This window comes from Burkholderia sp. BCC1977 (assembly GCF_905339595.1).
Taxonomy (GTDB): Bacteria; Pseudomonadota; Gammaproteobacteria; order Burkholderiales; family Burkholderiaceae; genus Burkholderia.
In genome coordinates this window covers 53,590-78,706 of the sequence record NZ_CAJPGQ010000002.1, presented here as the reverse complement: position 1 = coordinate 78,706, position 25,117 = coordinate 53,590, and the positions used below count along the sequence as shown (strand labels likewise).

At 66.9% G+C, this 25,117-nt stretch carries 24 protein-coding genes; 6 read left to right on the top strand and 18 right to left on the bottom strand.

Features of this window, described 5'->3' with window-relative positions:
• Positions 1–65 precede the first annotated feature (65 nt).
• The 11 genes from U5771_RS02350 to kdpF form a co-directional block, all read right to left on the bottom strand.
• Complete coding sequence (locus U5771_RS02350) at positions 66–500, bottom strand: cupin domain-containing protein (protein ID WP_322022470.1); 435 nt, start codon at positions 498–500, stop codon at positions 66–68.
• Positions 501–570: 70 nt separating this feature from the next.
• Positions 571–1,338, bottom strand: a complete 768-nt coding sequence (locus U5771_RS02345; RefSeq protein ID WP_322022469.1) for an ABC transporter ATP-binding protein — start codon at positions 1,336–1,338, stop codon at positions 571–573.
• A gap of 24 nt (positions 1,339–1,362) precedes the next feature.
• Positions 1,363–2,076, bottom strand: coding sequence for an ABC transporter permease (locus tag U5771_RS02340; RefSeq protein WP_322022468.1), 714 nt, complete (start codon positions 2,074–2,076; stop codon positions 1,363–1,365).
• On the bottom strand, positions 2,073–2,762 hold the full coding sequence (locus tag U5771_RS02335; RefSeq protein ID WP_322022467.1) for an ABC transporter permease: 690 nt from the start codon (positions 2,760–2,762) through the stop codon (positions 2,073–2,075). Before U5771_RS02335 ends, U5771_RS02340 begins: the two co-directional genes overlap by 4 nt.
• A 175-nt stretch (positions 2,763–2,937) precedes the next feature.
• Positions 2,938–3,711 carry an ABC transporter substrate-binding protein gene (locus U5771_RS02330; RefSeq protein WP_322022466.1) on the bottom strand — a complete coding sequence of 258 codons (774 nt, stop codon included), beginning with the start codon at positions 3,709–3,711 and terminating at the stop codon, positions 2,938–2,940.
• A 280-nt stretch (positions 3,712–3,991) separates the two neighbouring features.
• The gene (locus tag U5771_RS02325) at positions 3,992–4,714 is read right to left on the bottom strand and encodes a response regulator (protein ID WP_322022465.1); all 723 of its coding nucleotides are present in this window, start codon (positions 4,712–4,714) and stop codon (positions 3,992–3,994) included.
• Positions 4,711–6,405 (bottom strand): DUF4118 domain-containing protein, encoded by a 1,695-nt coding sequence (locus U5771_RS02320; RefSeq protein ID WP_322022464.1) that lies wholly within the window; start codon positions 6,403–6,405, stop codon positions 4,711–4,713. The genes U5771_RS02325 and U5771_RS02320 overlap by 4 nt, the downstream gene beginning before the upstream one ends.
• Before the next feature lie 80 nt (positions 6,406–6,485).
• A complete protein-coding gene (kdpB, locus tag U5771_RS02315; protein ID WP_415859379.1) occupies positions 6,486–8,570 on the bottom strand; it encodes a potassium-transporting ATPase subunit KdpB in 2,085 nt (694 codons plus the stop codon).
• A gap of 23 nt (positions 8,571–8,593) precedes the next feature.
• The gene (gene kdpC / locus U5771_RS02310) at positions 8,594–9,292 is read right to left on the bottom strand and encodes a potassium-transporting ATPase subunit KdpC (RefSeq protein ID WP_322022463.1); all 699 of its coding nucleotides are present in this window, start codon (positions 9,290–9,292) and stop codon (positions 8,594–8,596) included.
• Between the two features lie 10 nt (positions 9,293–9,302).
• On the bottom strand, positions 9,303–11,006 hold the full coding sequence (gene kdpA / locus U5771_RS02305; protein WP_322022462.1) for a potassium-transporting ATPase subunit KdpA: 1,704 nt from the start codon (positions 11,004–11,006) through the stop codon (positions 9,303–9,305).
• A 138-nt stretch (positions 11,007–11,144) separates the two neighbouring features.
• A complete protein-coding gene (kdpF, locus tag U5771_RS02300) occupies positions 11,145–11,486 on the bottom strand; it encodes a K(+)-transporting ATPase subunit F (RefSeq protein ID WP_322022461.1) in 342 nt (113 codons plus the stop codon).
• A gap of 173 nt (positions 11,487–11,659) precedes the next feature.
• On the opposite strand from kdpF, the gene U5771_RS02295 reads away from it, so the two are divergent.
• The 3 genes from U5771_RS02295 (at position 11,660) to hutC (ending at position 14,072) form a co-directional block, all read left to right on the top strand.
• Entirely contained in the window at positions 11,660–11,890 is a 231-nt protein-coding gene (locus tag U5771_RS02295; protein ID WP_322022460.1) for a hypothetical protein, read from the top strand.
• Between the two features lie 176 nt (positions 11,891–12,066).
• Positions 12,067–13,194: a porin gene (locus tag U5771_RS02290; protein ID WP_322022459.1), complete on the top strand. Its 1,128-nt coding sequence runs from the start codon at positions 12,067–12,069 to the stop codon at positions 13,192–13,194.
• A 182-nt stretch (positions 13,195–13,376) separates the two neighbouring features.
• The gene (gene hutC, locus U5771_RS02285) at positions 13,377–14,072 is read left to right on the top strand and encodes a histidine utilization repressor (RefSeq protein ID WP_322022458.1); all 696 of its coding nucleotides are present in this window, start codon (positions 13,377–13,379) and stop codon (positions 14,070–14,072) included.
• A gap of 150 nt (positions 14,073–14,222) precedes the next feature.
• On the opposite strand, the gene U5771_RS02280 is transcribed toward hutC, so the two are convergent.
• On the bottom strand, positions 14,223–14,837 hold the full coding sequence (locus U5771_RS02280) for a TetR family transcriptional regulator (protein ID WP_322022457.1): 615 nt from the start codon (positions 14,835–14,837) through the stop codon (positions 14,223–14,225).
• A 372-nt stretch (positions 14,838–15,209) separates the two neighbouring features.
• Here U5771_RS02280 and U5771_RS02275 point away from each other — a divergent pair, with 372 nt between their 5' ends.
• The 3 genes from U5771_RS02275 (at position 15,210) to U5771_RS02265 (ending at position 18,023) form a co-directional block, all read left to right on the top strand.
• Complete coding sequence (locus U5771_RS02275) at positions 15,210–15,872, top strand: DUF3313 domain-containing protein (protein WP_322022456.1); 663 nt, start codon at positions 15,210–15,212, stop codon at positions 15,870–15,872.
• Between the two features lie 13 nt (positions 15,873–15,885).
• Positions 15,886–17,490, top strand: a complete 1,605-nt coding sequence (locus U5771_RS02270) for an intermembrane transport protein PqiB (protein ID WP_322022455.1) — start codon at positions 15,886–15,888, stop codon at positions 17,488–17,490.
• Positions 17,491–17,669: 179 nt separating this feature from the next.
• A complete protein-coding gene (locus tag U5771_RS02265; RefSeq protein ID WP_059466632.1) occupies positions 17,670–18,023 on the top strand; it encodes a hypothetical protein in 354 nt (117 codons plus the stop codon).
• 51 nt (positions 18,024–18,074) lie between these two features.
• Here the strand turns inward: U5771_RS02265 and U5771_RS02260 are convergent, their stop codons facing one another.
• From U5771_RS02260 to U5771_RS02235, 6 genes are all read right to left on the bottom strand, one after another.
• Complete coding sequence (locus U5771_RS02260) at positions 18,075–18,881, bottom strand: alpha/beta hydrolase (RefSeq protein WP_322022454.1); 807 nt, start codon at positions 18,879–18,881, stop codon at positions 18,075–18,077.
• A 223-nt stretch (positions 18,882–19,104) separates the two neighbouring features.
• On the bottom strand, positions 19,105–20,136 hold the full coding sequence (locus U5771_RS02255; protein WP_322022453.1) for a Rieske 2Fe-2S domain-containing protein: 1,032 nt from the start codon (positions 20,134–20,136) through the stop codon (positions 19,105–19,107).
• Between the two features lie 45 nt (positions 20,137–20,181).
• On the bottom strand, positions 20,182–21,363 hold the full coding sequence (locus U5771_RS02250; RefSeq protein ID WP_322022452.1) for a terpene synthase family protein: 1,182 nt from the start codon (positions 21,361–21,363) through the stop codon (positions 20,182–20,184).
• A 76-nt stretch (positions 21,364–21,439) separates the two neighbouring features.
• Positions 21,440–22,540: a terpene synthase family protein gene (locus U5771_RS02245; protein WP_322022451.1), complete on the bottom strand. Its 1,101-nt coding sequence runs from the start codon at positions 22,538–22,540 to the stop codon at positions 21,440–21,442.
• On the bottom strand, positions 22,479–23,585 hold the full coding sequence (locus tag U5771_RS02240) for a Rieske 2Fe-2S domain-containing protein (RefSeq protein ID WP_322022450.1): 1,107 nt from the start codon (positions 23,583–23,585) through the stop codon (positions 22,479–22,481). The genes U5771_RS02245 and U5771_RS02240 overlap by 62 nt, the downstream gene beginning before the upstream one ends.
• On the bottom strand, positions 23,582–24,544 hold the full coding sequence (locus tag U5771_RS02235; protein WP_322022449.1) for an SAM-dependent methyltransferase: 963 nt from the start codon (positions 24,542–24,544) through the stop codon (positions 23,582–23,584). The genes U5771_RS02240 and U5771_RS02235 overlap by 4 nt, the downstream gene beginning before the upstream one ends.
• Positions 24,545–25,117: the final 573 nt, after the last annotated feature.

Below are 25,117 nucleotides of genomic sequence, written 5' to 3'. Positions count from 1 at the left end.
AAAAAACCGCCCGAAGGCGGTCTGTCGCGGGCACGCGGATGCGTCGCATCCGAAACGAATGGGGTCTACGCGCCCGCGTCGCCCCACGGCGTCGGCGCAGGCACGTCGCATGGCCCTTCGACGTCGATCGACTTGAAATCGGCCGGCCCGACGATCTCCAGATACTCCATGTCGGGCGAGTAGTCGAACAGGTAATGCACGATTCCCGGCGCCTGGTGCACGCAGTCGCCGGCGTTCACCAGCGTCTCGCGGTCGCCGTACATGAAGCGCGCCCAGCCCTTCAGCATGATCACGATGTGGAACTCGGCCTCGTGACGGTGCCAGCCGGTGCCCGCCGTCGGTGCATGATTCGCCCTGACGAGTTGCGCGACGACCTTGCCGTTCGTCGCGGCCGCGATGCCGAGATCGCGATACAGGAAGAAGTCGCGCAGGCCGTCGCCTTGATATGCGGTGTCCTGCGGCTTCACGTGGGAAAACGCGGTAGGGGTCGGCGTGCTCATCGCGGCGCTCCTCGATCGAAAGAGTCGTCCGAAACAAGCATTTAGCGTTCCAGGCTGCAGCGGCGCCCGCTTACTTGAGCCGCCCCGACAGGAACTGGCCGAGCCGCTCGCTCTTCGGATTGACGAGAATCTCCCGCGGATCGCCCTCTTCCTCGATCTTCCCCTGATGCAGGAAGATCACGTGGTTCGACACGTTGCGCGCGAAACCCATCTCGTGCGTGACGACGACCATCGTGCGGCCTTCCTCGGCGAGTTTCTGCATCACCTTCAGCACTTCGCCGACGAGTTCCGGATCGAGCGCCGACGTCGGCTCGTCGAACAGCATCACCTCGGGCTCCATCGCGAGCGCGCGCGCGATCGCGACGCGCTGCTGCTGGCCGCCCGACAGATGCGACGGATACATGCCTTCGACGCGCGGCGCGAGGCCGACCTTCTCCAGATACTTGCGTGCCCGCGCGACGGCTTCATCCTTGCTGATCCCGAGCACGGCCATCGGCGCCTCGATCACGTTCTCGAGCACCGTCATGTGCGCCCACAGGTTGAAGTGCTGGAACACCATCGACAGCTTCGTGCGCATCCGCTGCAGCTGCTTCTGGTCGGCCACGCGCAGCGAGCCGGTGCGGTCGCGCGCGGTCTGGATCGGCTCGCTGCCGATCGTGATCTGCCCCGAGCACGGCTGCTCGAGGAAGTTGATGCAGCGCAGGAACGTGCTCTTGCCGGAGCCGCTCGAGCCGATGATGCTGATCACGTCGCCGGCCTTCGCCTTCATCGACACGCCCTTCAACACCTCGTTGTCGCCGAATTTCTTGTGCAGGTTGTCAACGGTGAGCTTGTACATGCTTGGTCCTTCCTTGCGAATACGTTAGTGACCGCGCGGCGAGAGGTACGCGAGCCAGCGCGTCTCGAGCTTGCGGAACACCCAGATGAGCGTGAACACGACGATGGCGTACAGCACCGCGGCGATGCCGTAGGCCTGGAACGACATGTACGTCGCGGAGTTGACGTCGCGCGTGACCTTCAGGATGTCGGGCACGGTCGCGGTGAACGCGAGCGTCGTCGCGTGCAGCATCAGGATCACTTCGTTGCTGTAGCTCGGCAGCGAGCGGCGCAGCGCGGACGGCAGGATGATGCGCGTATAGAGCTTGAAGCGCGACATCCCGTAGGCCATCCCGGCCTCGATCTCGCCGGCCGACGTCGCCTTGATCGCCCCCGCGAAGATCTCGGTCGCATACGCGCATTCGTTCAGCACGAACGCGAGCAGCGTGCAGTTCATCGCGTTGCGGAAGAACGTGTCGAGCAGCACGTGGTTATGCACGACCTGCAGGCTGTAGATGCCGGTGTAGCACATCAGCAGTTGCACGTAGAGCGGCGTGCCGCGGAACACGTAGGTATAGAGCCACACCGGGCCGGAGATCCAGCGGTTCGACGACGCGCGCGCGATCGCGAGCGGCACGGCCAGCGCGAAGCCGAGCGCGATCGACACGACCAGCAGCCACAGCGTGATCGCGAGGCCGCTGAAGCGGTAGCCGTCGGTGTAGAGATAGCTTTGCCAGTACTGGCTGACGAGTTCGATCACAGTGCAAGCCTCCGGACGCCGACGGAATAACGCTTCTCGAGGTGGTGCAGCACGAGGTTCGACACCGTCGTGATCGCGAGGTAGATCGCACCTGCGGCGAGCGTGAAGAAGAAGAAATCGAGCGTGCTCTTGCCGGCGTCCTGCGACGCCTTCACGACGTCGGCGAGGCCGATGATCGACACCAGCGCGGTGGCCTTCACGAGCACCTGCCAGTTGTTGCCGATGCCCGGCAGCGCGAAGCGCATCATCTGCGGGAACAGGATCCGGTGGAACACGCGCCAGCCGCTCATCCCGTACGCGAAGCCCGCTTCGAGCTGGCCGCGCGGCACCGCGAGGAACGCGCCGCGGAACGTCTCGGTGAAGTACGCGCCGTAGATGAAGCCGAGCGTCACGACGCCGGCCACGAACGGGTCGATGTCGATCTGGTCCCAGCCGAGCACGTCGGTCACGTCGTTCAGCAGGATCTGGATCCCGTAGAACAGCAGCAGCATCAGCACCAGATCGGGCACCGCGCGGATCAGCGTCGTATAGAACGTGCCGACCGACTTGAGCACCCGGTTGGTCGACAGTTTCGCGGCCGCGCCCGCGAGGCCCAGTATGAGCGACGCGGCGAGCGACAGCACCGCGAGCTTCACGGTCTCGACCGTGCCGGCCCACAGCAGCGGGCCAAATCCTTGGAAGATCATAGAAGGGATCCAGAACGATGTGGCTGGATTGTCAATAGTCATTAACCGCGCATCAAACGATATCTGCGCACTACCTGATGCGGCCTGCTCATCAAGCCAGGCGCATCACACGAAGCGGATGGCACCCGGCAACCGACGCGGCGCGCGCCACCGCCGATGCGCGCCGCAGGGACGGTCAGCCGCCGTAGACGTCGAATGCGAAGTATTTCTTCTCGAGCTTCCTGTACGTGCCGTCCTTGATCATGTCGGCGATCGCATGGTCGATCTTCGCCTTCAGGTCGGCGTCGTCCTTGCGCAGCCCGATGCCGGCGCCGTTGCCGAGCGTCTTCGGATCGTCGATGTCCTTGCCGGCGAATTCGAAGTTCGCGCCGCGCGGCGTCTTCAGGAAACCGAGGTCGGCCTGCACCGCATCCTGCAGCGCGGCGTCGAGGCGGCCGGACATCAGGTCCTGGTACACGCCGTCCTGGTTCTGGTAAGGCACGACCTGCACGCCCTTCGGCGCCCAGTAGGTCTTCGCGTAGGTTTCCTGGATCGTGCCCTGCTCGACGCCGACCGACTTGCCCTTCAGCGATTCGGCCGTCGGCTGCACGCCGGTGCCCTTCTTCGCGACGAGGCGCGTCGGCGTGTTGAACAGCTTGTCGGAGAACGCGATCTGCTCGGCGCGCGCCGGCGTCATCGACATCGACGACAGCACGCCGTCGAACTTCTTCGCCTTCAGCGCCGGGATCATCCCGTCGAAGTCGTTCTCGATCCACACGCACTTCGCCTTCAGCCGCGCGCAGATCTCGTTGCCGAGATCGACGTCGAAGCCGACGACCTTGCCGCTTGCGTCCTTCGATTCGAACGGCGGATAGCTGGCGTCGACGCCGAACCGGATCGTCGACCAATCCTTGGCGTGGGCACCGACCGCGATGCAGGCAAGGGCAATACTGAGCGCGAGTTTCTTCATGGCGTTCCTGTCGTAGGCAATCTGGGCACGGGTCCCGTCGGGCGTCGCCGCCGCGAACCCTTCCAACCCGGGCACCCTCCGCTAGGCGGCACCCCAAGTTGTACATACAACTTTGCCTTTTCCAGGTCACAGCCAGCAATCCGTGTTTATCTCTAATTGTCGGTTGATTATTGCCGTGGATCGTGAATATCCTTCATTTTCAATTAATTACAGCTTACGCGGTGCTGAATTTCCGCTTTCTCGATGCGTAAACGGCCGGCGGCACGGCCGGTTTACCTGTCTAGACTTCCCGGGCCGCGGCGACCGTTTCCAGACCGACCAGCCGGTAGCCGAACTGCAATTCCGTCAGCAAATGGCGCGGGCGGGCCGGCACCGGCTCGAGCTTCTGCCGCAGGTTCGTCATGTACACGCGCACGTAGTGCGCGCGATCCGCGTCGTGAATGCCCCAGACTTCGGCCAGCAACTGCCGTGCGGCGATCACGCCGCCGCGCGCGCGGATCAGCGCGGCAAGCAGCCGGAATTCGAGGCGCGTCAGATGCACGGGCTCGCCGCCCCGCACGACTTCATGCCGGCCGAGATCGACGGTCACGTCGCCGAACCGCACGATCGACGACGATTGCCCGTCGGCCGACACGAACGCCGCGCGCCGCAGCTGCGCGCGCGCCCGCGCGAGCAGTTCGGGCACGCCGAACGGCTTGGGAAGGTAATCGTCCGCGCCCGCGTCGAGCGCCGCCACCTTCTCCACCTCCTGCTGCCGCGCCGACAGCACGATCACCGGCACCGTCGACCACGTGCGCAATGCACGGATGAACGCCTTGCCGTCGTCGTCCGGCAGGCCGAGATCGACGATCACGAGATCGGGCTTGCTGCTCGACGCGTACATCCGCGCCTCGCGGGCCGTCGCGGCCTCGCAGGTGTCGAGCCCTTCCTGTTCCAGCGCCATCCTGACGAAACGGCGAATGTCCGCTTCGTCCTCGACGATCAGTACGCGCGATCGGATCATGCCCGGCTCTCGTGTTCGATGGCGGGCGGCGCGCCCAATGGCAGACGAATCTCGAACCGCGCGCCGTGCGGATCGAGCGGCACCGCGCGGATCGAGCCGCCGTGCGCGTTGACGATGCTGCGGCACAGCGCGAGCCCGAGCCCGACGCCGCTGATCGACGATTCCTTGCGCTCGCGCTCGAACGGCTCGAACAGCGGCTCGGTATCGCGCGCGACGAAACCGGGGCCGTCGTCCTCGACGAACACGTAGAGCGTTTCGCCGAACACGCGCGCGCGCACCGACACGGCTGCGTCCGCACCCGCGTATTTCGCGGCGTTGTCGAGCAGGTTCATCAGCACGCGCTCGATCAGCAGCGCGTCGACGTCGATCAACGGCAGGTCGGCCGGCAAATCGGCGCTGACGTCGCGGCCCGCCAGCACGCCGGCCGAATGCGCGAGCGCGCTGCCGACGATCTCGTCGAGCATGTGCCACTCGCGATTCAGCCGCACGCCCTCGCTCTGCATGCGCGCGAGGTCGAGCAGATTCACGACCAGCCCGTGCAGCGCCTCGGCCTGGTTGCGGATACCGTGCGCGAGCGCGGCCGGCTGCCCGGCCGCCAGCCGCTCGGGCCGCTCCAGCGTCTCGGCGAGCCCGCGGATGGCGGTCAGCGGCGTCTTCAGATCGTGCGACACGGCAGCCAGCAGCGCATTGCGCAGCCGCTCGCCCTCGATCCGGACCAGCGTGTGCTGTGCGACGCCGACGTAGTGCACGCGTTCGAGCGCCATCGCGATCGACGCGCACAGCGCATCGATCAGCCGACGATCGTCGGGATCGGTCGGCACCGGCTGCGCATCGCCGAGCAGCACGAGCACGCCGCGCACGCGCATCGGCGCCCGCAGCGGCAGGTATTGCGCGGCCGCGCGCTCGAACGGCGCGATCCCGCACCCGGTGCCGCGCGCATTCTCATACGCCCAGCACGCGACCGGCGGGTCGACGAATCCCGCGTGCCGATCCGGGGTCAGCCGGTCGTCCGCGTCGGGCAGCACGAGCGCGACGCGCACCCCGAGCAGCGGCGCGATCGTGCCGGTGCAGATCGCCACGATCCGTTCGGTCTCGATCGCGGCCGACAGCTCGTGCGCGACCCGCGCGAGCGCCGCCGAGCGCCGTTCGTTCGCGCGCGCGGCACGCGCCTGCGCGCGCAGGCGCGCCGCGAGCTGTCCGATCGCGAGCGCGACGGCGAGCATCAGCGCGAACGTGAACACGTATTGCGTGTCGGATACCGCGAACGACAGCCGCGGCGCGACGAAGAAGAAGTCGAAGCAGCCGACGCACACGAACGCGGCCCACGCGCCGGCCAGCCGGCCGAGCCGCAACGCGATCAGCACGACGGTCATCAGGAACAGCATCACGACGTTCGACAGATCGAACACGCGCAGCAGCGCGCTGGCCGCGAGCGTCGCCAGCGCGCAGACGAGCGTGGCCAGCAGCAGCGGCACCGCATGTCGCGACACCCATGCGTGCGGCCGCGCATTGCGCACGGCCAGCGCCGGCCGCGCGTCGGGCCCCGTGCCCGCGATGCGGTCGGCCAGCGCCGCGCACGCGCGCGGCACGCGGCGCCAGCGGTCGCGGCACGCACCGGTGCCGCCATGGCGGGCGGCGGTGTCCCGCTGCCCCGTTGTCCGTCGATTCGCTTCGTTCAGGTTCACATCCATGATCGCTTCCGGCAATTGAAACGCCGAACGGCCCCGTGCACGCCGCATGGGCATGAACGGGGCCGCGACGGCGCGTTCGGTCAGATGAACGGCGTCAGCAGCATGTCGATCAGCTTGATGCCGATGAACGGCGCGACGATCCCGCCCACGCCGTAGATCAGCAGGTTGCGCGACAGCAGCCGCCCGGCCGGCTCGGCACGATACTTCACGCCCTTCAGCGCGAGCGGAATCAGCGCGACGATGATCAGCGCATTGAAGATCACCGCCGACAGGATCGCCGACGCCGGGCTGTGCAGCCCCATCACGTTCAGCGCGCCGAGCGCCGGATACGTGGCGACGAACGCGGCCGGGATGATCGCGAAATACTTCGCGAGATCGTTGGCGACGCTGAACGTCGTCAACGCGCCGCGCGTCATGATCATCTGCTTGCCGACCTCGACCACCTGCATCAGCTTCGTCGGGTTGCTGTCGAGGTCGACCATGTTGGCCGCCTCCTTCGCCACCTGCGTGCCGCTGTGCATCGCCACCGCCACGTCCGCCTGTGCCAGCGCGGGCGCGTCGTTGGTGCCGTCGCCCGTCATCGCGACGAGGTGGCCCTTCGCCTGGTGCTCGCGGATCAGCCGCAGCTTGTCTTCGGGCGTCGCTTCCGCGAGGTAGTCGTCGACGCCCGCTTCCGCCGCGATCGCGGCCGCGGTCAGCCGGTTGTCGCCGGTGATCATCACCGTCTTCACGCCGACCTTGCGCAGCTCGGCGAACCGCGCGCCGATCCCGTGCTTGACGATATCCTTCAGCTCGATCGCGCCGAGCACCCTGAAACCGTCGGCAACGACGAGCGGCGTGCCGCCGCGCCGCGCGATGTCGTCGACGGCCGCCGTGACCGCCTGCGGAAACGCGCCGCCGAGCGCATCGACGTGCGCGCGGATCGCGGACGCCGCGCCCTTGCGCACTTGCCGGTCGCCGATATCGAGGCCGCTCATCCGCGTGCGCGCGCTGAACGGCACCGCGACGGCGCCGTCGATCGCGGCGACCGCCAGCGTGAAGCGCTGCTTCGCGAGCGCGACGATCGAGCGCCCCTCGGGCGTCTCGTCGGCGAGCGACGCCAGTTGCGCGGCCTCGGCCAGCGTGCGCTCGTCCACCCCCGGCGCGGGCCGGAACTGCACGGCCTCGCGGTTGCCGAGCGTGATCGTGCCGGTCTTGTCGAGCAGCAGCACGTCGACGTCGCCGGCCGCCTCGATCGCACGGCCCGACGTCGCGAGCACGTTGGCGCGCATCATGCGGCTCATCCCCGCGATGCCGATCGCCGACAACAGCGCGCCGATCGTCGTCGGAATCAGGCAGACCAGCAATGCGATCAGCACGGTCAGGCTCACGGCCGCGCCCGACGCGTTCAGCAGCACGCTGAACCGCGAGAACGGCAGCAGCGTCGCGCAGACGAGCAGGAAGATGATCGTCAGCGCCACCAGCAGGATCGTGAGCGCGACCTCGTTCGGCGTCTTGCCGCGCTTCGCGCCTTCGACCATCGCGATCATCCGGTCGAGAAACGCTTCGCCCGGTTGCGCGGTGATCTTCACGACGAGCCAGTCGGACAGCACGCGCGTGCCGCCCGTCACCGACGAGAAGTCGCCGCCCGACTCGCGGATCACCGGCGCGGATTCGCCGGTGATCGCCGATTCGTCGACCGACGCGACGCCGTCGATCACTTCGCCGTCGGCGGGAATCGTGTCGCCGGCCTCGACGAGCACGATGCTGCCGGCGGCGAGCTCGTCGCTCGGCACGCGGTGGCTCGTGCTGCCATACTGCTTCGGCTCGTCGAGCACCTTTGCGTACACGCGCTTGCGCGCGGCGCGCAGCGCATCGGCCTGCGCCTTGCCGCGCCCTTCGGCCAGCGCCTCGGCCGCGTTCGCGAACAGCACGGTTAACCACAGCCAGCACGCGACCGCGAAGATGAAGCGGGCCGGCGCGTCGCCCGTGCCGGTCAGCGCCTGCAGCCACAGCACGGTCGTGACGATGCTGCCGAGATAGACGACGAACATCACGGGGTTCTTCAGTTGCACCCGCGGCGCGAGCTTGCGCAACGCCTCGCGCAGCACGGCCGTCCGGCGCATCGGCGGCACGGCGCCGGCCGGCATGACCGCCGGGTTGATCGGGGTTTCGATATGGGACATGAGTGACTCCGTAGTTCCTGCCGTTACCGCGCGCCGGCCGCCTGGCCGAACGCACGGTCGAGCGCGAGATTCAGGTCGAGCACGCGCACGCGCGGTTCGCCGAGCACGCCGAGCTGGCGCGGCGCGGCAATGCGGTCGACCAGCGCCGTGACCCGCGCGGCATCGACGCCGCGCGCATGCGCGACCCGCGCCGCCTGCAGCCGCGCGTTCGCGACCGAGATCTCGGGATCGAGCCCGGACGCGGACGCGGTCACGGCGTCCGCCGGCACCGGCGCGCCGTCGGCGAGCCCGTTCTCCTGCCGGTACGCGCGCACGCGTCGCGCGATATCGGCGAGCAGCTTCCTGCTGGTCGCGCCCTGGTTGCTGGCGCCGCTGCCGGCCGCGTTGTACGGCTGGTCGACCGTCTTCGAGGGATCGGCCGGATCGGTGCCGGTCGTCGCGCTCGGCCGCGAATGGAAGTAGCCGGCGCGCGTGAAGTGCTGGCCGATCACCGCCGAGCCGATCGTCGCGCCGTTGCGCTGGACGAGGCTGCCGCGCGCCTGCACCGGAAACAGCACGTTCGCGACGCCCGTGGTGAGCAGCGGATACGCAAGGCCGGTGACGAGCATGAACAGGACCGACGATACGATGACGGGCCGCACGAGGCCGCGCGTCAGCGCGCCGAACGACGAAGCGGAAGCCGGCGCGGCGACGGCCGCGGCCTGGCGATTGCCTTGAATCATGATGTTTCCCTCAGAACAGTTGGCCGCCCGACATCAGCAGGTGTTCGACGACCGGACCGAGCGCGAGCGCCGGCAGGAACGTGAGACCGCCGACTATCAGGATCACGAAGATCAGCAGGCCGGCGAACAGGCCCGTCGACGTCGACAGCGTGCCAGCGCTTTCCGGCACGCTCTTCTTCGCGGCGAGGCTGCCCGCGACCGCGAGCATCGGCAGCAGCGTCAGGTAGCGGCCGATCAGCATCGCGAAGCCGATCGTCGTGTTGAAGAACGGCGTGTTCGCGTTCAGGCCCGCGAACGCGGAGCCGTTGTTGGCGGTGCCCGACGTGTACGCGTACAGCACTTCGCTGAAGCCGTGCGGACCGAGGTTCGCGAGGCTGTCCAGCGTCGCATGCTGCATCGACGCCAGCGCGGTGAAGCCGAGGATGCTGAACGGGTGCGCGAGCACCGCGAGCATCACGAGCTTCATCTCGCGCGCCTCGATCTTCTTGCCGAGAAACTCCGGCGTGCGGCCGATCATCATTCCGACGAGGAAAACCGTGAGGATTGCGAACGTGAAGAGGTTGATCAGCCCGACGCCGTCGCCGCCGAACACGTTGTTCAGCATCATCTGCGCGATCGGCACGAGCCCGCCGAGCGGCGTCAGCGAATCGTGCATCGCGTCGACCGAGCCGGTGGTCGCGGCCGTCGTGACCGTGGCGAACAGGCTCGTCTGCGCGATGCCGAAGCGCAGTTCCTTGCCTTCCATGTTGCCGCCCGGCTGCGTGGCGCTCATCTGCTGGTCGACGCCGAGCCCGGTCAGCAGCGGGTTGCCGTGCTGCTCGGCCGGATAGATCACCGCCAGGAAGCCGACGAACATCACGACGAACGCGGCGAGGATCACCCAGCCCTGGCGGCGCCGGCCGATCATCGTGCCGAGCGTATAGGTCAGCGCGGACGGAATCAGCAGCATCGACAGCATGTGCAGCGTGTTGGTGAGCGGCGTCGGATTCTCGAACGGATGCGCGGCGTTCATGCTGAAGAAGCCGCCACCGTTCGTGCCGATGTGCTTGATCGACTCGAGGCTCGCGACGGGGCCCGTCACGATCTGCTGGCGCGCGCCCTCGAGCGTGGTCGCCCATGCGTCGGCGGCGAGCGTCTGCGGCATGCCCTGCCACACGTACACGAGCGCCATCGCGAAGCTGAGCGGCAGCAGCACGCGATAGGTCACGCGCGTGAAGTCAACCCAGTAGTTGCCGATGTCGGCCGCGCTCCTGCGACTCAGCCCGCGGATGAAACCGCCCGCGGCCGCGACGCCGGTGGCCGCGCTGGCGACCATCAGGAACGTGATGACGGCCATCTGCGAGAAGTTCGACAGGCTGCTCTCGCCCGCATACGCCTGCCAGTTCGTGTTCGTGATGAACGACGCGGCCGTGTTGAACGCGAGATCGGGGGTTTGCGCGGCGCGCCGCAGCGCATCGAACGGCAGCGCGTCCTGGATGCGCAGCAGCAGATAGCCGAGCAGTATCATCCCGGCATTGCCGAGCAGCAGCACCATCCCGTAGCGTTGCCACGACATCGCTTCGTCGGGATTCACGCCGAGCAGCGCGTAGGTGCGACGTTCGACCCACGTGTGGCGCGGGCTCGTGAACGCGTGCGCGAGCCATGTCCCGACGACGGGCACCAGCGCCAGCATGATCGCGAGAACGATCGCGAATTGAATGAGATTGTTGAACATGTCGACGCTCGCTCAGATCCGGACGAGACCGTTGATGAAACCGGCCGTCAATGCGAAAAACGCGAGCGTGAACAGGACGAAAAGCAGATCACTCATGACATTCACCGATATTGTCGAATTCCTGTTGAATCGCGCCGCTCAATACCGCTCGGGCTTGATCAACGCATGAAACAGATAGATAAAGAGCGCGATCGATAACGCGCCGGTGATCCACACCATGGTTTTCCCCTTTGTCTTGTGCGCGAAGCGTTCGCGCGATCGTCGGCGCACCGGGCCGCGTCGTGTCGTGTCGTTTCGTGTCGTGTCGGCGCAGACCCGGAAGGCCCCCGTGCTCATCCGGCGAACGGGATGCGACAGTGTAGAAATCCGCATATCAAAGCGGTGTTCAATTTCTTTACCGGGAATAAAAAAGCCGTAAAGACGGGCGCCGTCGTGCGGGTTTTGATGTGTTCTTTTCAGAAGCGGCGCGAGTCTATACACCGTATCGCCGTCACGATTCCTAGAATGGGCGCCATGTCCAAGACGAGCGCTCCGCGGTGCGGGGCGTGATGCGAGCGGGAGATGAATGCATGAAACCGACCAGAACCGAATCCGCTGCGTCACGCGCCCCGTCATCCGTTCGTTCGCGGCGCAGGTGCCACACGGACGAACGCGTGCTGCTGTCGATCCGCGTCGAATCGGACGATCTCGCCGTCGTGCGACGTCTGCTGCACGAGGCCGTCGGCACCGCGCTCAACTTCTATACCGCCGCGATCGACACGCGCACCGGGTGCGCGTGCATCGAGCTCGAGGTCGCGCGGTCGCAGGCATCGCCGGCCATCCTGTCGATCCTTCGGATCCTGCCGGCCGCCGAGTTCGGCACGATCCGCCTGCTGCAGCACTAGCCGGCGGCCGCCGCGGCCACGCGTGACACGCGTCACGCGCCATCCCTTTCATCGATTCGCACACGCACGTCCGGCGCGAACCGGTGCGGTTCCACACGAACCGCCCTCGTTCGCCGTCGGCGCGCGCGGCGAATCGTCGTTCCCGTCGTGACGGGCCTTTCCTGGAAGCACACCTGATGAAAAAGACAGTCGCCGGTACCCTTTCCCTCGCCCTCTTCAGCGTCGCCGCGCATGCGCAAAGCAGCGTCACGCTCTACGGCCTGCTCGATGCGGGTATCGCCTATACCAACAACCAGTCCGGCAAAAGCGTATGGCAGCAAGGCAGCGGCCTGCTGTCGAACACCGTATTCGGCCTGAGCGGCAACGAAGATCTCGGTGGCGGCCTGCATGCGCTGTACCGCCTCGAAAGCGGCTTCAACCTGAACAACGGCACGCAGTCGTATCGAAACACGATGTTCGGCCGGCGCGCCTATGTCGGCCTGCAGAGCGACCGATACGGCGCACTGACGCTCGGCCGGCAGTATGACGCGGTCGTCGATTTTCTCGGCCCGCTCGCGATGGCGAACAACGGCGACGGCAACAACCTCGCCGCGCATCCGTTCGACAACGACAACATCGACGATTCGTTCTATATCGACAACGCGGTCAAGTACACGAGCCCGACGCTCGCCGGCTGGCAATTCGGCGGCCTGTACGGGTTCAGCAACGCGGCCGGCGGCTTCGCGAACAACCGTGCGTACAGCGCGGGCGTGTCATATGCGAACGGGCCGGTCAACCTCGGCGCCGCTTACCTGCAGCTCGATCGCGGCGGGCTGACGGCAGGCGGCGCACTGTCGTCGAACGACGCGCCGAATTTTCCGGCGCTACGTCAGCGCGTGATGGGGGCCGGCGGCAGCTATGCGTTCGATCGTCTGACGGTCGGCGCGCTCTGGACACATGCGAGGTTCGATGAAACGGCCGCGGCGTCGCTGCCCGGCGCGCTGAACGCGCTGCGTTTCGACAACTACGAGATCAACGCGCGCTATGCGCTGACACCGGCGATCTCGCTGGCCGGCGCCTATACGTTCACCGACGGGCGGTACGACGATGCGACCGGCAGCCACCGCCCCAAGTGGCACCAGGTGACGGCGATGGCCGACTACGCGCTGAGCAAGCGCACCGACGTGTATGCGGAAACCGTGTATCAGCACCAGTTCGGCGTGCCGGCCGGTGCACCGCTCGGGTTCGCGAACGTCACGGGGCTCGCCGCTTCGTCGACGCATACGCAGGTGGTCGCGACGGTCGGCATCCGGCATCGGTTCTGACGCGACGGGGCAGGCCGCGGGCCGGCCGCTCTGTGCAATCCCGCATGGACGCGCGCCGGCTGAACAGGGATCATTCAGGGAATCCGGGCCCGCACACCCGCGAAACCGGTACACTCGGCGCCGGGCGCGCGCCGGACCGGCATTCGGCGGCGGGCCGATGCCGACTCTGAAACCGTGATCCCATGACCACACCGATCTATCAGGAAATCAAGGACTTCATCCTCGCGCGCATTCATGCGGGCGAGTGGGCGGAAGGCGACCAGGTGCCGTCGGAGAACGAGCTCGCGCGCGAATTCAACGTCGCGCGGATGACGGTCAACCGCGCGCTGCGCGAGCTGACGGCCGAACAGGTACTCACGCGTACGCGCGGCTCCGGCACGTATGTCGCGTCGCCGAAATACGAATCGACGCTGGTCGCGATCCGCAGCATCTCGGATGAAGTCGCCGCGCGCGGCCATGCGTATCGTGCACAGGTGCTGGAGGTCGGCGCGGCCGTCGCCGACGCGCAGCTCGCCGACGAGCTGCGGCTCGATACCGGCAGCCCGATCTTCCATTCGCGCGTGCTGCACTTCGAGAACGACACGCCCGTGCAGCTCGAGGAACGCTGGGTCAATCCGACCTGCGCGCCGGAATACGCATTGCAGGACTTCACGACCACGACGCCGAACCAGTACCTGACGCGCGTCGCGCCGCTGCAGCGGGTCGAATACCGGATCGAGGCCGCGATGCCCGACGTGCCGACGCGCCGCCACCTGACGATGGACGAACGCGAGCCCTGCCTGCTGCTGCATCGGCGCACGTGGTCGCAAGGGCTGGTCGCGGCGGTCGCCAACCTGTGGCACCCGGGCAGCCGCTACCGGTTCACCGGGCATTTCTGACGCGCGGCGCGTCAGCGCGCCGGCCGTCGAGCGCCGGTCGCCTGACCGGCCATCGCGGCCCGTCAGGCGCTCAGAGCCGCCCGAGCACGACCGCGAGCAGCGTGCGCCCGAAGCGGGCGACCGCCACGCCGCACGCAACGAGCGTGCGCTTCATGGCTTCCTCGACGATCCGGCCGCCGGTGCACGGCGCTTCGGCGTCTGCGCGCCGCCGGCCGGCCATTGCGTCTCGTCGAGCAGCCGGTCGAACAGGCGCGCGCGCTCGTCCGCCGACAGCGGACACAGCCCGAACATCGCCGACAGCGCGATACCCCACGCCGCCTTCCAGCGCAGCAGCGCCAGATCGGGATCGTCGGATTCGGCGGCGATGCGCTGCACGTTCTTCGCATCGGTGTCCCGGACCTTCCGCAACGGCTCGGGATCCTCGACGAGCGCCGCCATGATCGCGAGCGCCGCCGACGGCTGCTGGTCGATCACCTCGCGCATCGTCGCGATCTGCGCGGACAGCGTCGGCTGCGCTTCGCCCGGATCGCGCGCGGCCAGATAGTCGCGCTGGAATCGTTCGTAGTAGTCCTGCTGATGTTCCATCAGCGCGTTCAGCACGTCGCCTTTCGTGCGGAACTGATGCATCAGCCCGCCCTTGCTGATGCCGCTTTCGCGCGAGATCGCATCGAACGTGAGCTTGCCCGGGCCGTCGCGCTCGAGAATCGCGAGCGCTGCCTGGATCGCGGCAGTGCGCGTTCGCTCGGAACGCGTCGGGTTGTCCATGACCTTTTCCCGGTATGAAGTGACGCGATGCGGCGGCGCCGAACCGGCGCGACCGCATGCAGAAAGTGCGCGGAGTCTATCACAAACAAACCGCCTGGTCGGTTTACATCCAAAAACGGCGGTGCTACGATCGGCTCCCGCGTCGCCCGTGACGGCAACGCAATGGCTGCACGGACCGACCACCGGCAAGCGAGCCCCGCCCGTGGCGGGGCTGTCCGGCCGACGACCGGCGCCGGAAGGCCGTGTCGCGCCCCGAATTCATGGGGCAACCTCGCCCAAAAAAACAAACCGCCTAGTCGGTTTTTTTGATAGAAGCCCGCTGCACCACCCTTCGCGCCGATCGACGGCGCGAACCCGACCCCGGAGTCATGCATGAACCGATCGACCGCCTCCCGCCACCTGACCCGCGCCGCGCTTTGCGTCGCACTCGCCGGATGTGCCGGCGTCCAGCCCGCCCGCTATACGGGCATCGAATCGTCCCCTTACCTGCGCAGCGATCCGCAGGACAAGTCCGGCCGCGTCCCGTATCGCTACGCGCTGCCGGCGGACTGGCATCGCTACCGGAAGCTGATCCTCGATCCGGTCGCCGTGTATCGCGGCACGGACAATCAGTTCGGAAGCCTGAGCGATCAGGACAGGACGACGCTCGCCGCGTACATGGGCGATACGTTCGCGAAGAAGCTCGGCAAGCGCTTCGAGCTGACGAACGCGCCGGCCCCCGACACGTTGCGCGTGAAGCTGACGCTGACGGGCGCGGTGACGACGACGGCCTTCGCCGGCGCGTTCGCGCATTTCGACCTCGCGGGCAACCTCTACAACGGCGTGCAGGCGATACGCGGCCGCGAAGGCGCATTCACGGGCTCCGTCATCTACGCGGTGGAAATCCGCGACGCCGCGACGAACCGGCTGATCAACGCGTACGTGACGAAGCAGTATCCGAACGCGATGAACATCGGCGCGAGTTTCGGCGCGCTGAGCGCGGCGAAAACCGGCATCGACAAGGGTGCCGATGCACTCGTCGCGCAGTTCGAGTAACGCGCGAGCCTGTGTGGCACGCGCCTGCGCCCACTGGCCGCGCGTGGCAATCTGGCTCGTCCCGCTCGCGGCCGCGGCGTGCTTCGTCGCGTGGGGCGTCACCCTGCTCGACACCCGCGGCCCGACGATCACGATCGCCTTCTCGACCGCCGACGGGCTCGACGCCGGCCGGTCGACGCTGCGGCTGCGCAACGTCGAAGTCGGCCGCGTCACGCGCATTCTTGCATTGCGCGGGCAGGCCGGCGTGCGCGTCGACGTACGGCTGAACGCCGACGCGCATGCGCTTGCGAGCGCCGGCACTCGCTTCTGGATCGTGCGGCCCCGCATCGGTTCCGACGCAATCTCCGGGCTGGATACCGTCCTGTCCGGCGCGTATATCGCGGCCGCACTCGGCGACGGTGCCGGCGCACCGCGCACGACGTTCGCGGGACTCGATGCGCCACCGGTCGACGACGACGGCCGCGGCCGCCGCTACATGCTGCGCGCGGCATCGCTCGGCACGGTCGGGATCGGCTCGCCGGTCTATCACCGGCGCGCACGGGTCGGCCAGGTGACCGGCTATGCGCTCGACCCGGACGGGCACGGTGTGTCGATCGCGGTGTTCGTCGCCGCGCCGTTCGATCGCTACGTCGACGCCGACGCACGCTGGTGGCAGGCCGGCGGCGTCGGCCTGCGGCTCGACGCGGGCGGCATGAAGCTCGGCACGCCGTCGCTCGCCGCGCTGCTCGCCGGCGGGCTCGCGTTCGCGGCGCCGCCCGGGCGCACGGCGATCGTCGCCGCACCGGACGGCGCGCACTTTCGCGTGGCCGACGATGAAATCGACGCCATGCGCACGCCGAACGCACCGGCCGCGCCGGTCGTGATGCGTTTCGACCGCTCGCTGCGCGGCCTCGACGTCGGCGCGCCGGTGGACTTTCGCGGCATCGAGCTCGGTCGCGTGACCGCCGTCGGCACCGAATACGACCCGCAACGCGGCAACGTCACGATGCGCGTGACGATGGCTCTCTATCCCGATCGCCTCGGGCAGCGCTATCGCGACGTGCTCGGCAATGGCGACTCCGAAGCCGGCAAGACGCTGCTGCGCACGCTCGTCGCGCGCGGCCTGCGCGGCCAGCTGCGTGTCGGCAACGTGATCGCGAACCGCTCGTACGTCGCGCTCGACCTGTTCCCGAACGCACCGCCCGCATCGGTCGACACGAATCGGTTGCCGATCGCGCTGCCGACCGTGCCCGGTACGCTCGACGTGCTGCGGGTGCAGATTGCCGAGATCGCCGGCGCACTTTCCCGATTGCCGCTCGATCGCACGGGCATGCGCGTGAACGCCGCGCTCGCACGCACCGCCGCGCTGTTCGCACAGCTCGATACCGAACTCGCGCCGCATGCGCGCGATGCGCTGGTTGCCGCGCGACGGGCGTTCGCGGCCGCGCAGGCGACGCTCGGGCAGGAAGGTGCGTCCGCATCGAACGTGCACGGCGCGTTGACGCAATTCACGCGCACGTCGAGCGCGCTGCGCGCGCTGGCCGGCGATCTGGAACACCATCCGGAATGGCTGCTGCCCGGCAACGCGGGCGACGCGCAACCGGCCGACGCGTCGCGCGCCGCGAGCGAACACCACTGAACGCATCGCGCGGTGCGCGGGGATTTTTACAACGCATGCACGGACGGGATGCCAAATCTTCCGCGCAGCAGTATGCTGGTGTCGTACGGCCCCGCACGATGCCTCGGGCAATCCCCTAGTCCGCACGTCGTCGCGCCGCCGTCGCGACCGCAATCATGCGTTGCAAGGAGGGCTTCGTGATGGCTACCACGCATCAGCACTTCCACCTCGAACTACGGCACGCCACCGCGCCGACGTATTTCATCAGCTACCTGTTTCCCGCCTTGTTGTTCGTCTACGAACTGCTGCGCGTCGGCCAGTGGATCCGCGATCACGGGATGCAATTCGCCGCGTTCAAGCAGATGGGTTACGAGTATCTGCTGATGCTGCTGTTCGTCGGGCTGCAGATCGTCGTCGAGGCGATCTTCCTGCTCGGTGCCGCGATGCGCCGCGACAATCGCGACTTCGAACACCGGCTGCCGAACGTGGTCCTCGGCATCGGCTGCTCGATTGCGATTCTCGCGATCGACCTCGCGATCCAGCTGTCGTTCTGAGCGCCGGCGGGTTCGGCCCGCCGGTCGCATCGCGCGCCGCCGCCCGGACGTTCAGGCGCGCGCGTCGCGCAGGAACGTCGCCACGGCCGAGAGTACGTCGTCGGTCCGCTCGCGATGCGGCATGTGTCCGCATCCGTCGAGCAGCAGGAACGACGACGGCCCCGCGACGCGCGCGGCGATCCGCTTCGGATGCACGTCCGACCCGTATTCGTCCTGCTCGCCGTGAATCGCGAGCGTCGCGCAGCGCACGCGCGGCAGTTCGTCGTCGAGACTCCAGTCGCGAAACGCCGGCGACAGCCACGTGCCGACCCACGCACGCAGCACCCATTCGGCCTTGTCGCCGTGATAGCGCACGAGCCGGTCGAGCTGGCCGGGCGCGTCGAACTGCCGCCCCGCGGCGCGAATGCCGTCGAGCGTGCGATCCTCGGCGAACGCCTGCGCGGAGACCGTCACCAGCGCGCGGCACCGTGCGGGATACGCGGCCGCGCATCCGACCGCCATGCCGCCGCCGACGCTGTGCCCGAACGCCACGAACGCATCGATGCCGAACCGCTCGAGCAGCGCATGGAAGCCATGATCGGCCTCGTCGCGCACGAACGTCGTGCCGAGTTGCCCCGGATGGCGATCGGACCGGCCGAAGCCCAGCCGGTCGTATGCGATCACGTCGCGTTGCGTGGCGCGCGCGAGTTGCGCGGGGAAGTCGCGCCATAGTTCGACGCAGCCGAGCGAATCGTGCAGCAGCACGATCGGCGCGGCCTGCATGGGTGCGGCCTGCATGGCACTCCCCCGCCAGCGTTTCACGAACAGACGCCCTTGCGGCGTCTCGATGCGGGCCTCGTCGGCCAGGATGTCGATCATGTTTCCGTCGCGAGCGTGAAAGCGGCCGCCCGTCTGCGACCGCATCCAATGCCGATCATGTTGGCCCGGCAAGGCACGCGGCGTCAAGCCGGTGAGGAGCAGCCATCACTCGGTTCGCGGCGGCAGGCCGTCCGGCTGCGCGTCGCGGCACTGGCGCCTGCGTCGCCCGGATGCCCTCCGGATCGTCAATCCCGGCGCCGTCGCACACGATTCCGCCGCCTTGTCATTCGCTTGCCGGATAGAACTGCATCATCCATCGCCTGAAAGCCGCGACAGACGCCTCCCCGGACATCAGCCTCGGGTGCGCCACATAGCGCCGGTGCGCCCAGACGGGAAAATCGTCGCGGACAACCGTGACGAACCAGCGATGCGCGAGCGATATCAGCACGGTGTAGAGCACCATGCGCAACGGCCTCGGCAACCTGTCCAGCCGCCCGACGCGCATGACATCCGCCCATCGGAACGTCCATGCGAGCGGCGCGGTCGGCGTCGCGAACGCGAGTGTCTTCGTCCGGATACCCAGGCTCGGCACGTTGCTCTCGCCGAGCACGTGGCCGAGGCCGTGCGTCGTCAACCGCATCTCGATCCTGACGCCGTGCCAGCATCCGGACAGGTTGAACGCCATCCGGTAGCGCTCCGTTTCATACGACATCGATACATCGGTGAACCCGTGCAGCCACGCGAAATGCGATGCATCGGCGCTGTTTTCCCCGATGTCGTGCGCATAGCCGGCCAACTCGTAGCAACTCGATTTCGGCGGAGAAAAGCCGGACAGATCCGTTTCGGGCATCTCCCACGCGGGCGCCCGGCCCGCATGATCCCGCCAGACCAGCACCATGGCGCTGCGCTCCTGCACGCGCCATGTCTCGAGCGTCGGACGGGGCGATGCCTGCCCCGTTCCCGTCCCGACGCACACACCTTCGGGCGCGAGCGACAGCCTGTGGAACGGGCCGACGAGCCGCTCGCCGTCGACCTTGCCGCCGTGGGCGAAACGGGCGCCCGGATGCGGGCGATACGGCGTGACCGCATGCGCGACCCCGGCGTGTGTCCGGTAGACGACCAGATCGCCGCCCATGAACCGCACGACGCGCACATCGCCGGGCTTCAGCTCCCGGCTGAAGCCCACCGCGAACCAGCCGTCCGGGTAAGGCAACGGCTGCCGCCCTTCGGCGACCGCGCGCAGACCGTCGGCCGGCCCGTGCTCGCGGTGCCGGAAATCGGTGACGAAGCCGTCCGCTCCGCGGTCCGCCAGCATGCGATATCCCCTCGCTGCGTGTGATCTGTCCGTCCGGCCGGCCGCTCACACGCCCGGGCGCGGCCGCACGATATAAGGCTCCTGCTGCGCGTTGAACCGCCGTCCCGCGTCGCGAGCGGCCGCGGCGCGATCGCGCGGATCGAACGGCGTGCGCGCCTTGTCCCGAAGCGGGTCGTAGCACCACCACCACTGGATCGACGCGATCGGGACCGGCTCGATGCTGTCGTCCGACGGCGCATTCGACAAACCGCCGCCGGAAAAGCAGGGCGACGCATCCCGCGGGCTCAGGCAGCGGTAGCGCTCGTCGATCTGATGCCACTGCAAGATGCCCGTCACGTAATCAATCAGCGTATCGATGTAGCGCTCGACTTCCGGCGGCGAGGTTTCGAGCAGTTGTTCGCGCAACCTCGCGAACAGCGCCATGATCCGGTCGTGCATCCGTGCGAGCCAGTGCAATGCGTCGGGTACGTCCAGACCGAATTCGCGGCGTATCGCGTCGACGAGATTGTGGCCACGGACGTCGATGCTGCTGCGCAGCGTCTCCTTCGCATAGGAATAGAGCTCGTTGGCCCAGATCACGAGCGTCGCCGCCATCTCCGTCATCGCGACGATCCGCCGGTCGAGATATTGATTCTGGCTCAGCGGCACGCCGGCCACGACGTGCCGCAACACGGGAAAGATGTATCCGCCGCCACCGCCCAGGCGCATCACCGCGGCATCGCTCAGCGAAGGCGAAATGTAGGTTGCCTTCACGATTTCGGTCGTGAAATAGTAGCGCTGCGCTTCCACGACGCGGCCGACCTGCTCCGGCGGCGCACACGCATCCAGGCGCCGGCGCAGTTCCTGCATCGACAGCGCATAACGTTCGTCGTCGTCGACGGGGAACTCGGGCGACTCGAGCGCGCGCAGACAACGCAATGTGTGCGCGATCATCTGGTCCGGATGCCTGGTGACCGGACTTTCATCGCACCACTCGTCGTCCCACGCGAACGCCCAGGCCATCCAGTCGGATGCGATCTGGATGAGCTCGTCGGTCCCGGTCGGATACGCGAGCGCCGCGAGCAGCCCCCAGCCGTCGCGAATCATCCGGGCCCGCTGATCATCGTCCCAGTAGAGTTCCCAGCCGTCGAGCCACGTCGCGGTCGCCTTGTCGAACTGCGCGACGTTCGGATGCGTCCGGTACTTGAACGGACAGTAAAGCGGCGGCAGATTCACGAGCGCATTCATGCCTTCGACTCCTCGATCGGCTTGCGTGCGATCACGCATTGTATGGACACCCTGTTCCCGACGCAGCTTCCCGCCGCTAGCGCCCGCGGCTTCGCGCCGGGTCGTACGCCCACCACCACCTCACCGATGGTACGTCGATCATGTCGGTGCAATCCGCGAAACTCGCCTCCGAACGCCCGTAGTCGAGCTGGCCGCCCTCGAACGCGTGCTCGTCGGCGTTGCCGCTCATCGACTTATAGCGCCGCGTATGCTGCGACCAGGTCGTCGCACCGACGTAGTAGCGAATCAATGACTCGATATACGCCTTCACCCCGTCGGACGCGTCCCGCTCGACTTCGGCGCGCAAGCGCACGAACAACCCGAGCACCGCGAGGCGCATCCGCAGATATTCCTCGATCGCGTCCTCGAAAGCGTAGCCGCGCTCGCGCATCAGCACGCGGATCAGGTTGTGCTCCTTGTAGTTCGAGCCGCGCGTCATCTCCTTCAGGTAAGCGTGCGGCTCGGTCTCCCACGCCATCAGGTGATCGAGCATCTCGAACAGCGCGCGCACACGCCGTGCCTCGTATTCGCGCTGCGACAACTCGACGTCCGCGATCACATGCCCGAGCGTCGGAAACGACCACGCACCGCCGCCCGTCGCGCGAATCGACAGGTAATCGTTCAGCGTCGGCACCGGCCGGATCGCCTTCCACATCTCCGCCATCATGTAGACGCGCATCGATTCGACGAACCGCGCCGTCTGTTCGGGTTTCGCATGCCGTTCGAGACGGATCCGGAGATCGCGCGCCGCAAGCGCATAACGATCGTCGGACATCGCATACTCCGGCGACTCGAACTGCCGCCAGATTTCCGCCGACGCCTGGATGAACCGCACCGGATCGCGGGAGATCGGTCCTTCGTCACAATACTCGTCGTCGTACGCGAATGCCCACATGCAGAAGTCGACGCCGACCTGCAGCAATGCGTCGCTGCCGACCGGATACATCATCGACCCGAGCCATCCGCAATGGATGTTGGCGAGGCGTTCGCGCTGGGTTTCGTCCGGGTAGAGTTCGAACCGGTCCGCATAGTCGCGGGTGGCGCGCTCGAAGCGGTTTCCATCGAGACGGTCGCGGTCAAAGCTCGGATGGATCGCGAACGGAAAAGGCTGCGGAAGCGGCGGCAACATGATCGTCATGGCGGTTCCTGTTCGAATCGTTCGGATAGAACTGCGCGGTCCAGCGGCGATACACCGCCATGTTGGCTTCGCCGCTCACCAGCTTCGGGCGCGCCAGAAAACACCGGTTGCTCCACACCGCGAAATCGTCGCGCACGGTTTTCACGAACCAGCGATGCACGTACAGCAGCAGCAGCGCGTAGACGGCCCGGCGCAGCACGCGCGGCAGCCGCGCGACGCGTTCGACGCGAATCGTGTCGATCATCCGGAAGGTCCACGCGAGCGGTTCGACCTGCGTGCCGAGCGCCTGCGTACGCGCGACGAGGCCGAGCCGCTCGAACGACGCCTCGCCGACCGCATAGCCGATCCCGTGGCACACCATCCGCATGTTCACCGACTGCCCGAACACTTTCGCGCGCATCGTGTAGATCATCCGCGGGCCGTCTTCCTGATGGCACGTCGACACGTCCTGCAAGCCGTGCAGATAGGAGAAGTGCAGCGGATCGGCACTGTTTTCCGTCATGTCCTGACACAGGCCCTGCAAATGGAACGTCTCGTGGCGCGGTTGCGAGTAGCCTTCGCAATCGAGCGACGGCACGTCCCACGACGGCGGGCTGTCGTCGCCGTTCCGCCACACGAACACCACCCCGTCGACCTCGCGTACGAACCGCTGTGTCAACGCCGCGGCCGGCGGCTTGCGGCCGTCGCCCGTTCTCACGCAAACGCCGTCGCGGTCGAATCCCAGCCCGTGAAACGGACAGACGAGCGTCTCGCCGTCCACCTTGCCCCCGTAACCGAGATGCGCGCCGAGATGCGGGCAGTACGGATCGATCGCGCGCACATGGCCGGCATCGGTCCGGTAGATCACGATCTCCTGCCCCATGAACGGCACGCCGAGCACGGCGCCATGCTTCAGCTCGCGGCTGAAGCACGCGGCAAACCACCCGTTCGGATAGGGCAACGCGACCTGGCCGAGGCCGGTCGCGCTGCGCTTGATGCCAGCCGCGGGAAAACACACGACCGGCGCCGTTTCCGGCGCATCCGCCCTCGCGTCGGATCGGCTCATCGCGCGGGCTTCCTGACGATCACGCTGTAGGTCGACACCTTGTTCTTGATCAGTGCCACCGACCAGTTTTCCGCCAGCACGCGCAGTTCCTCGAGCGTGCCCGTCGCACCGTGCGGGAAATGCTTCTCGATGTTCGCCTTCGAATCCATCAACCAGCGTGCGACGTCGATGTTCGACGGCAGCACGCGCATGTCGTGCATCGCGAAGCCGGCGTCGGTCAGTACCTTCGCAAAATACTCGGGCGTCTTGCGATGCTTGCACGCGATCCGATCAATCTCGTCGGGCGTATCGGATCGGTATTCGTCCAGGTCGACGTTGTACAGGTTGTCCGAAATCACGACCGACCCGCCCGGCCGCACCCGCGCGTACAGCGCCTGCATCGCCCGTTCGTACAACGGGTTCGGAAAGTGCGAGATCACGCCGCGAATGATGACGAGATCGTATGGCGTCGCATGATCGGGCAACAGTTCGACGTCCTGTGCGTTGCATTGGTACAGGTTGATCCGGTGCGCGAGGCCCTGCTTCGCATGGAAGCGTGCGCAGTATTCGAGTTGCTCGCGGCTCACATTGATGCCGTCGAGCCGCACGCAATCCGCGAAACGGCCCGCGAGATATTTGAGGATGTAGCCCCAGCCGCAGCCGACATCGAGAATGCGCTCGACCGGTGGATGATCCGGCTCGTCGAAACCCGCGAGCCCCAACTGCCGCTCGAAGTAGCGGATGCCGGACTCGTCGAGCGAAATCGGCGGTGTCGAGCGCGGATCGTCGTACACGCCGAACTGGAACAGCAGATATTCACCGATCGCCTTGCGCCAGTCGTCCGGATTGCCTTCGTAGGTCGTTTCGATCTTGCGTTGATAATCATTGATCGATTCCCCCCGCAACTGCCGAATCGGCAATTGCCGGCTGCCGGGCCGGGCACCGATATCGGCTACCGCCTGTCCGCTGAGCTGATTCATGCCGCCTCTCCACACAGGTACTGCCCCTTGACCATCGATAACGATGTGCATCGCCCGACGCCCGGTTCGGGCAACTGCAGGACGGCGGGCACAACATCTCCCCTGTCGCCGACACGAACGTGGCGACAAATGGAACTTCACTTCATTCAGAATCTCGCGATCGCGCTTAAGGTGAATAACTCATTTCTAACCCCGATTTTTTTACGTTGAAATTCGCTTCAGCGAGGCGCTTTGAGATCCCCAAAGCACCGCGTGGCCGGCCTGTCAGCCATTTTCAAGAAGGGAGCGGCGACACACCCGCCTGGCGGGTGCAGCGCCCTCACCCATTGCAACCATCGCAATTCTCATTTTTCGAATCGAAGTACTACGATGTTCCAGATCGAACCACCCGAAGAACTTTTATAAGAAACAGGATTGATTTTTTCAAGGAGCGGCGAGATTTAAATATCAAATTTTTAAAAGCGCCACGCACCCCGGAAAACCGAATAATTTACGAATCGATCGGCCTGATCGGCGCTGTTTTGGTTTTCGAAACGATCCGGTCCGTCCGGAGCCGGAACGGGCTCCGGATGC

Coding starts and splice junctions, on each gene's coding strand:
- hutC (WP_322022458.1), top strand. CDS start 13,377: ATGACCACACCGATCTATCAGGAAATCAAGGACTTCATCCTCGCGCGC.
- U5771_RS02290 (WP_322022459.1), top strand. CDS start 12,067: ATGAAAAAGACAGTCGCCGGTACCCTTTCCCTCGCCCTCTTCAGCGTC.
- U5771_RS02250 (WP_322022452.1), bottom strand. CDS start 21,363: ATGAATGCGCTCGTGAATCTGCCGCCGCTTTACTGTCCGTTCAAGTAC.
- kdpC (WP_322022463.1), bottom strand. CDS start 9,292: ATGATTCAAGGCAATCGCCAGGCCGCGGCCGTCGCCGCGCCGGCTTCC.
- kdpB (WP_415859379.1), bottom strand. CDS start 8,570: ATGTCCCATATCGAAACCCCGATCAACCCGGCGGTCATGCCGGCCGGC.
- U5771_RS02350 (WP_322022470.1), bottom strand. CDS start 500: ATGAGCACGCCGACCCCTACCGCGTTTTCCCACGTGAAGCCGCAGGAC.
- U5771_RS02325 (WP_322022465.1), bottom strand. CDS start 4,714: ATGATCCGATCGCGCGTACTGATCGTCGAGGACGAAGCGGACATTCGC.
- U5771_RS02235 (WP_322022449.1), bottom strand. CDS start 24,544: ATGAATCAGCTCAGCGGACAGGCGGTAGCCGATATCGGTGCCCGGCCC.
- U5771_RS02330 (WP_322022466.1), bottom strand. CDS start 3,711: ATGAAGAAACTCGCGCTCAGTATTGCCCTTGCCTGCATCGCGGTCGGT.
- kdpA (WP_322022462.1), bottom strand. CDS start 11,006: ATGTTCAACAATCTCATTCAATTCGCGATCGTTCTCGCGATCATGCTG.
- U5771_RS02265 (WP_059466632.1), top strand. CDS start 17,670: ATGGCTACCACGCATCAGCACTTCCACCTCGAACTACGGCACGCCACC.
- U5771_RS02240 (WP_322022450.1), bottom strand. CDS start 23,585: ATGAGCCGATCCGACGCGAGGGCGGATGCGCCGGAAACGGCGCCGGTC.
- U5771_RS02335 (WP_322022467.1), bottom strand. CDS start 2,762: ATGATCTTCCAAGGATTTGGCCCGCTGCTGTGGGCCGGCACGGTCGAG.
- U5771_RS02275 (WP_322022456.1), top strand. CDS start 15,210: ATGAACCGATCGACCGCCTCCCGCCACCTGACCCGCGCCGCGCTTTGC.
- U5771_RS02280 (WP_322022457.1), bottom strand. CDS start 14,837: ATGGACAACCCGACGCGTTCCGAGCGAACGCGCACTGCCGCGATCCAG.
- U5771_RS02260 (WP_322022454.1), bottom strand. CDS start 18,881: ATGATCGACATCCTGGCCGACGAGGCCCGCATCGAGACGCCGCAAGGG.
- U5771_RS02345 (WP_322022469.1), bottom strand. CDS start 1,338: ATGTACAAGCTCACCGTTGACAACCTGCACAAGAAATTCGGCGACAAC.
- U5771_RS02245 (WP_322022451.1), bottom strand. CDS start 22,540: ATGACGATCATGTTGCCGCCGCTTCCGCAGCCTTTTCCGTTCGCGATC.
- U5771_RS02320 (WP_322022464.1), bottom strand. CDS start 6,405: ATGGATGTGAACCTGAACGAAGCGAATCGACGGACAACGGGGCAGCGG.
- U5771_RS02255 (WP_322022453.1), bottom strand. CDS start 20,136: ATGCTGGCGGACCGCGGAGCGGACGGCTTCGTCACCGATTTCCGGCAC.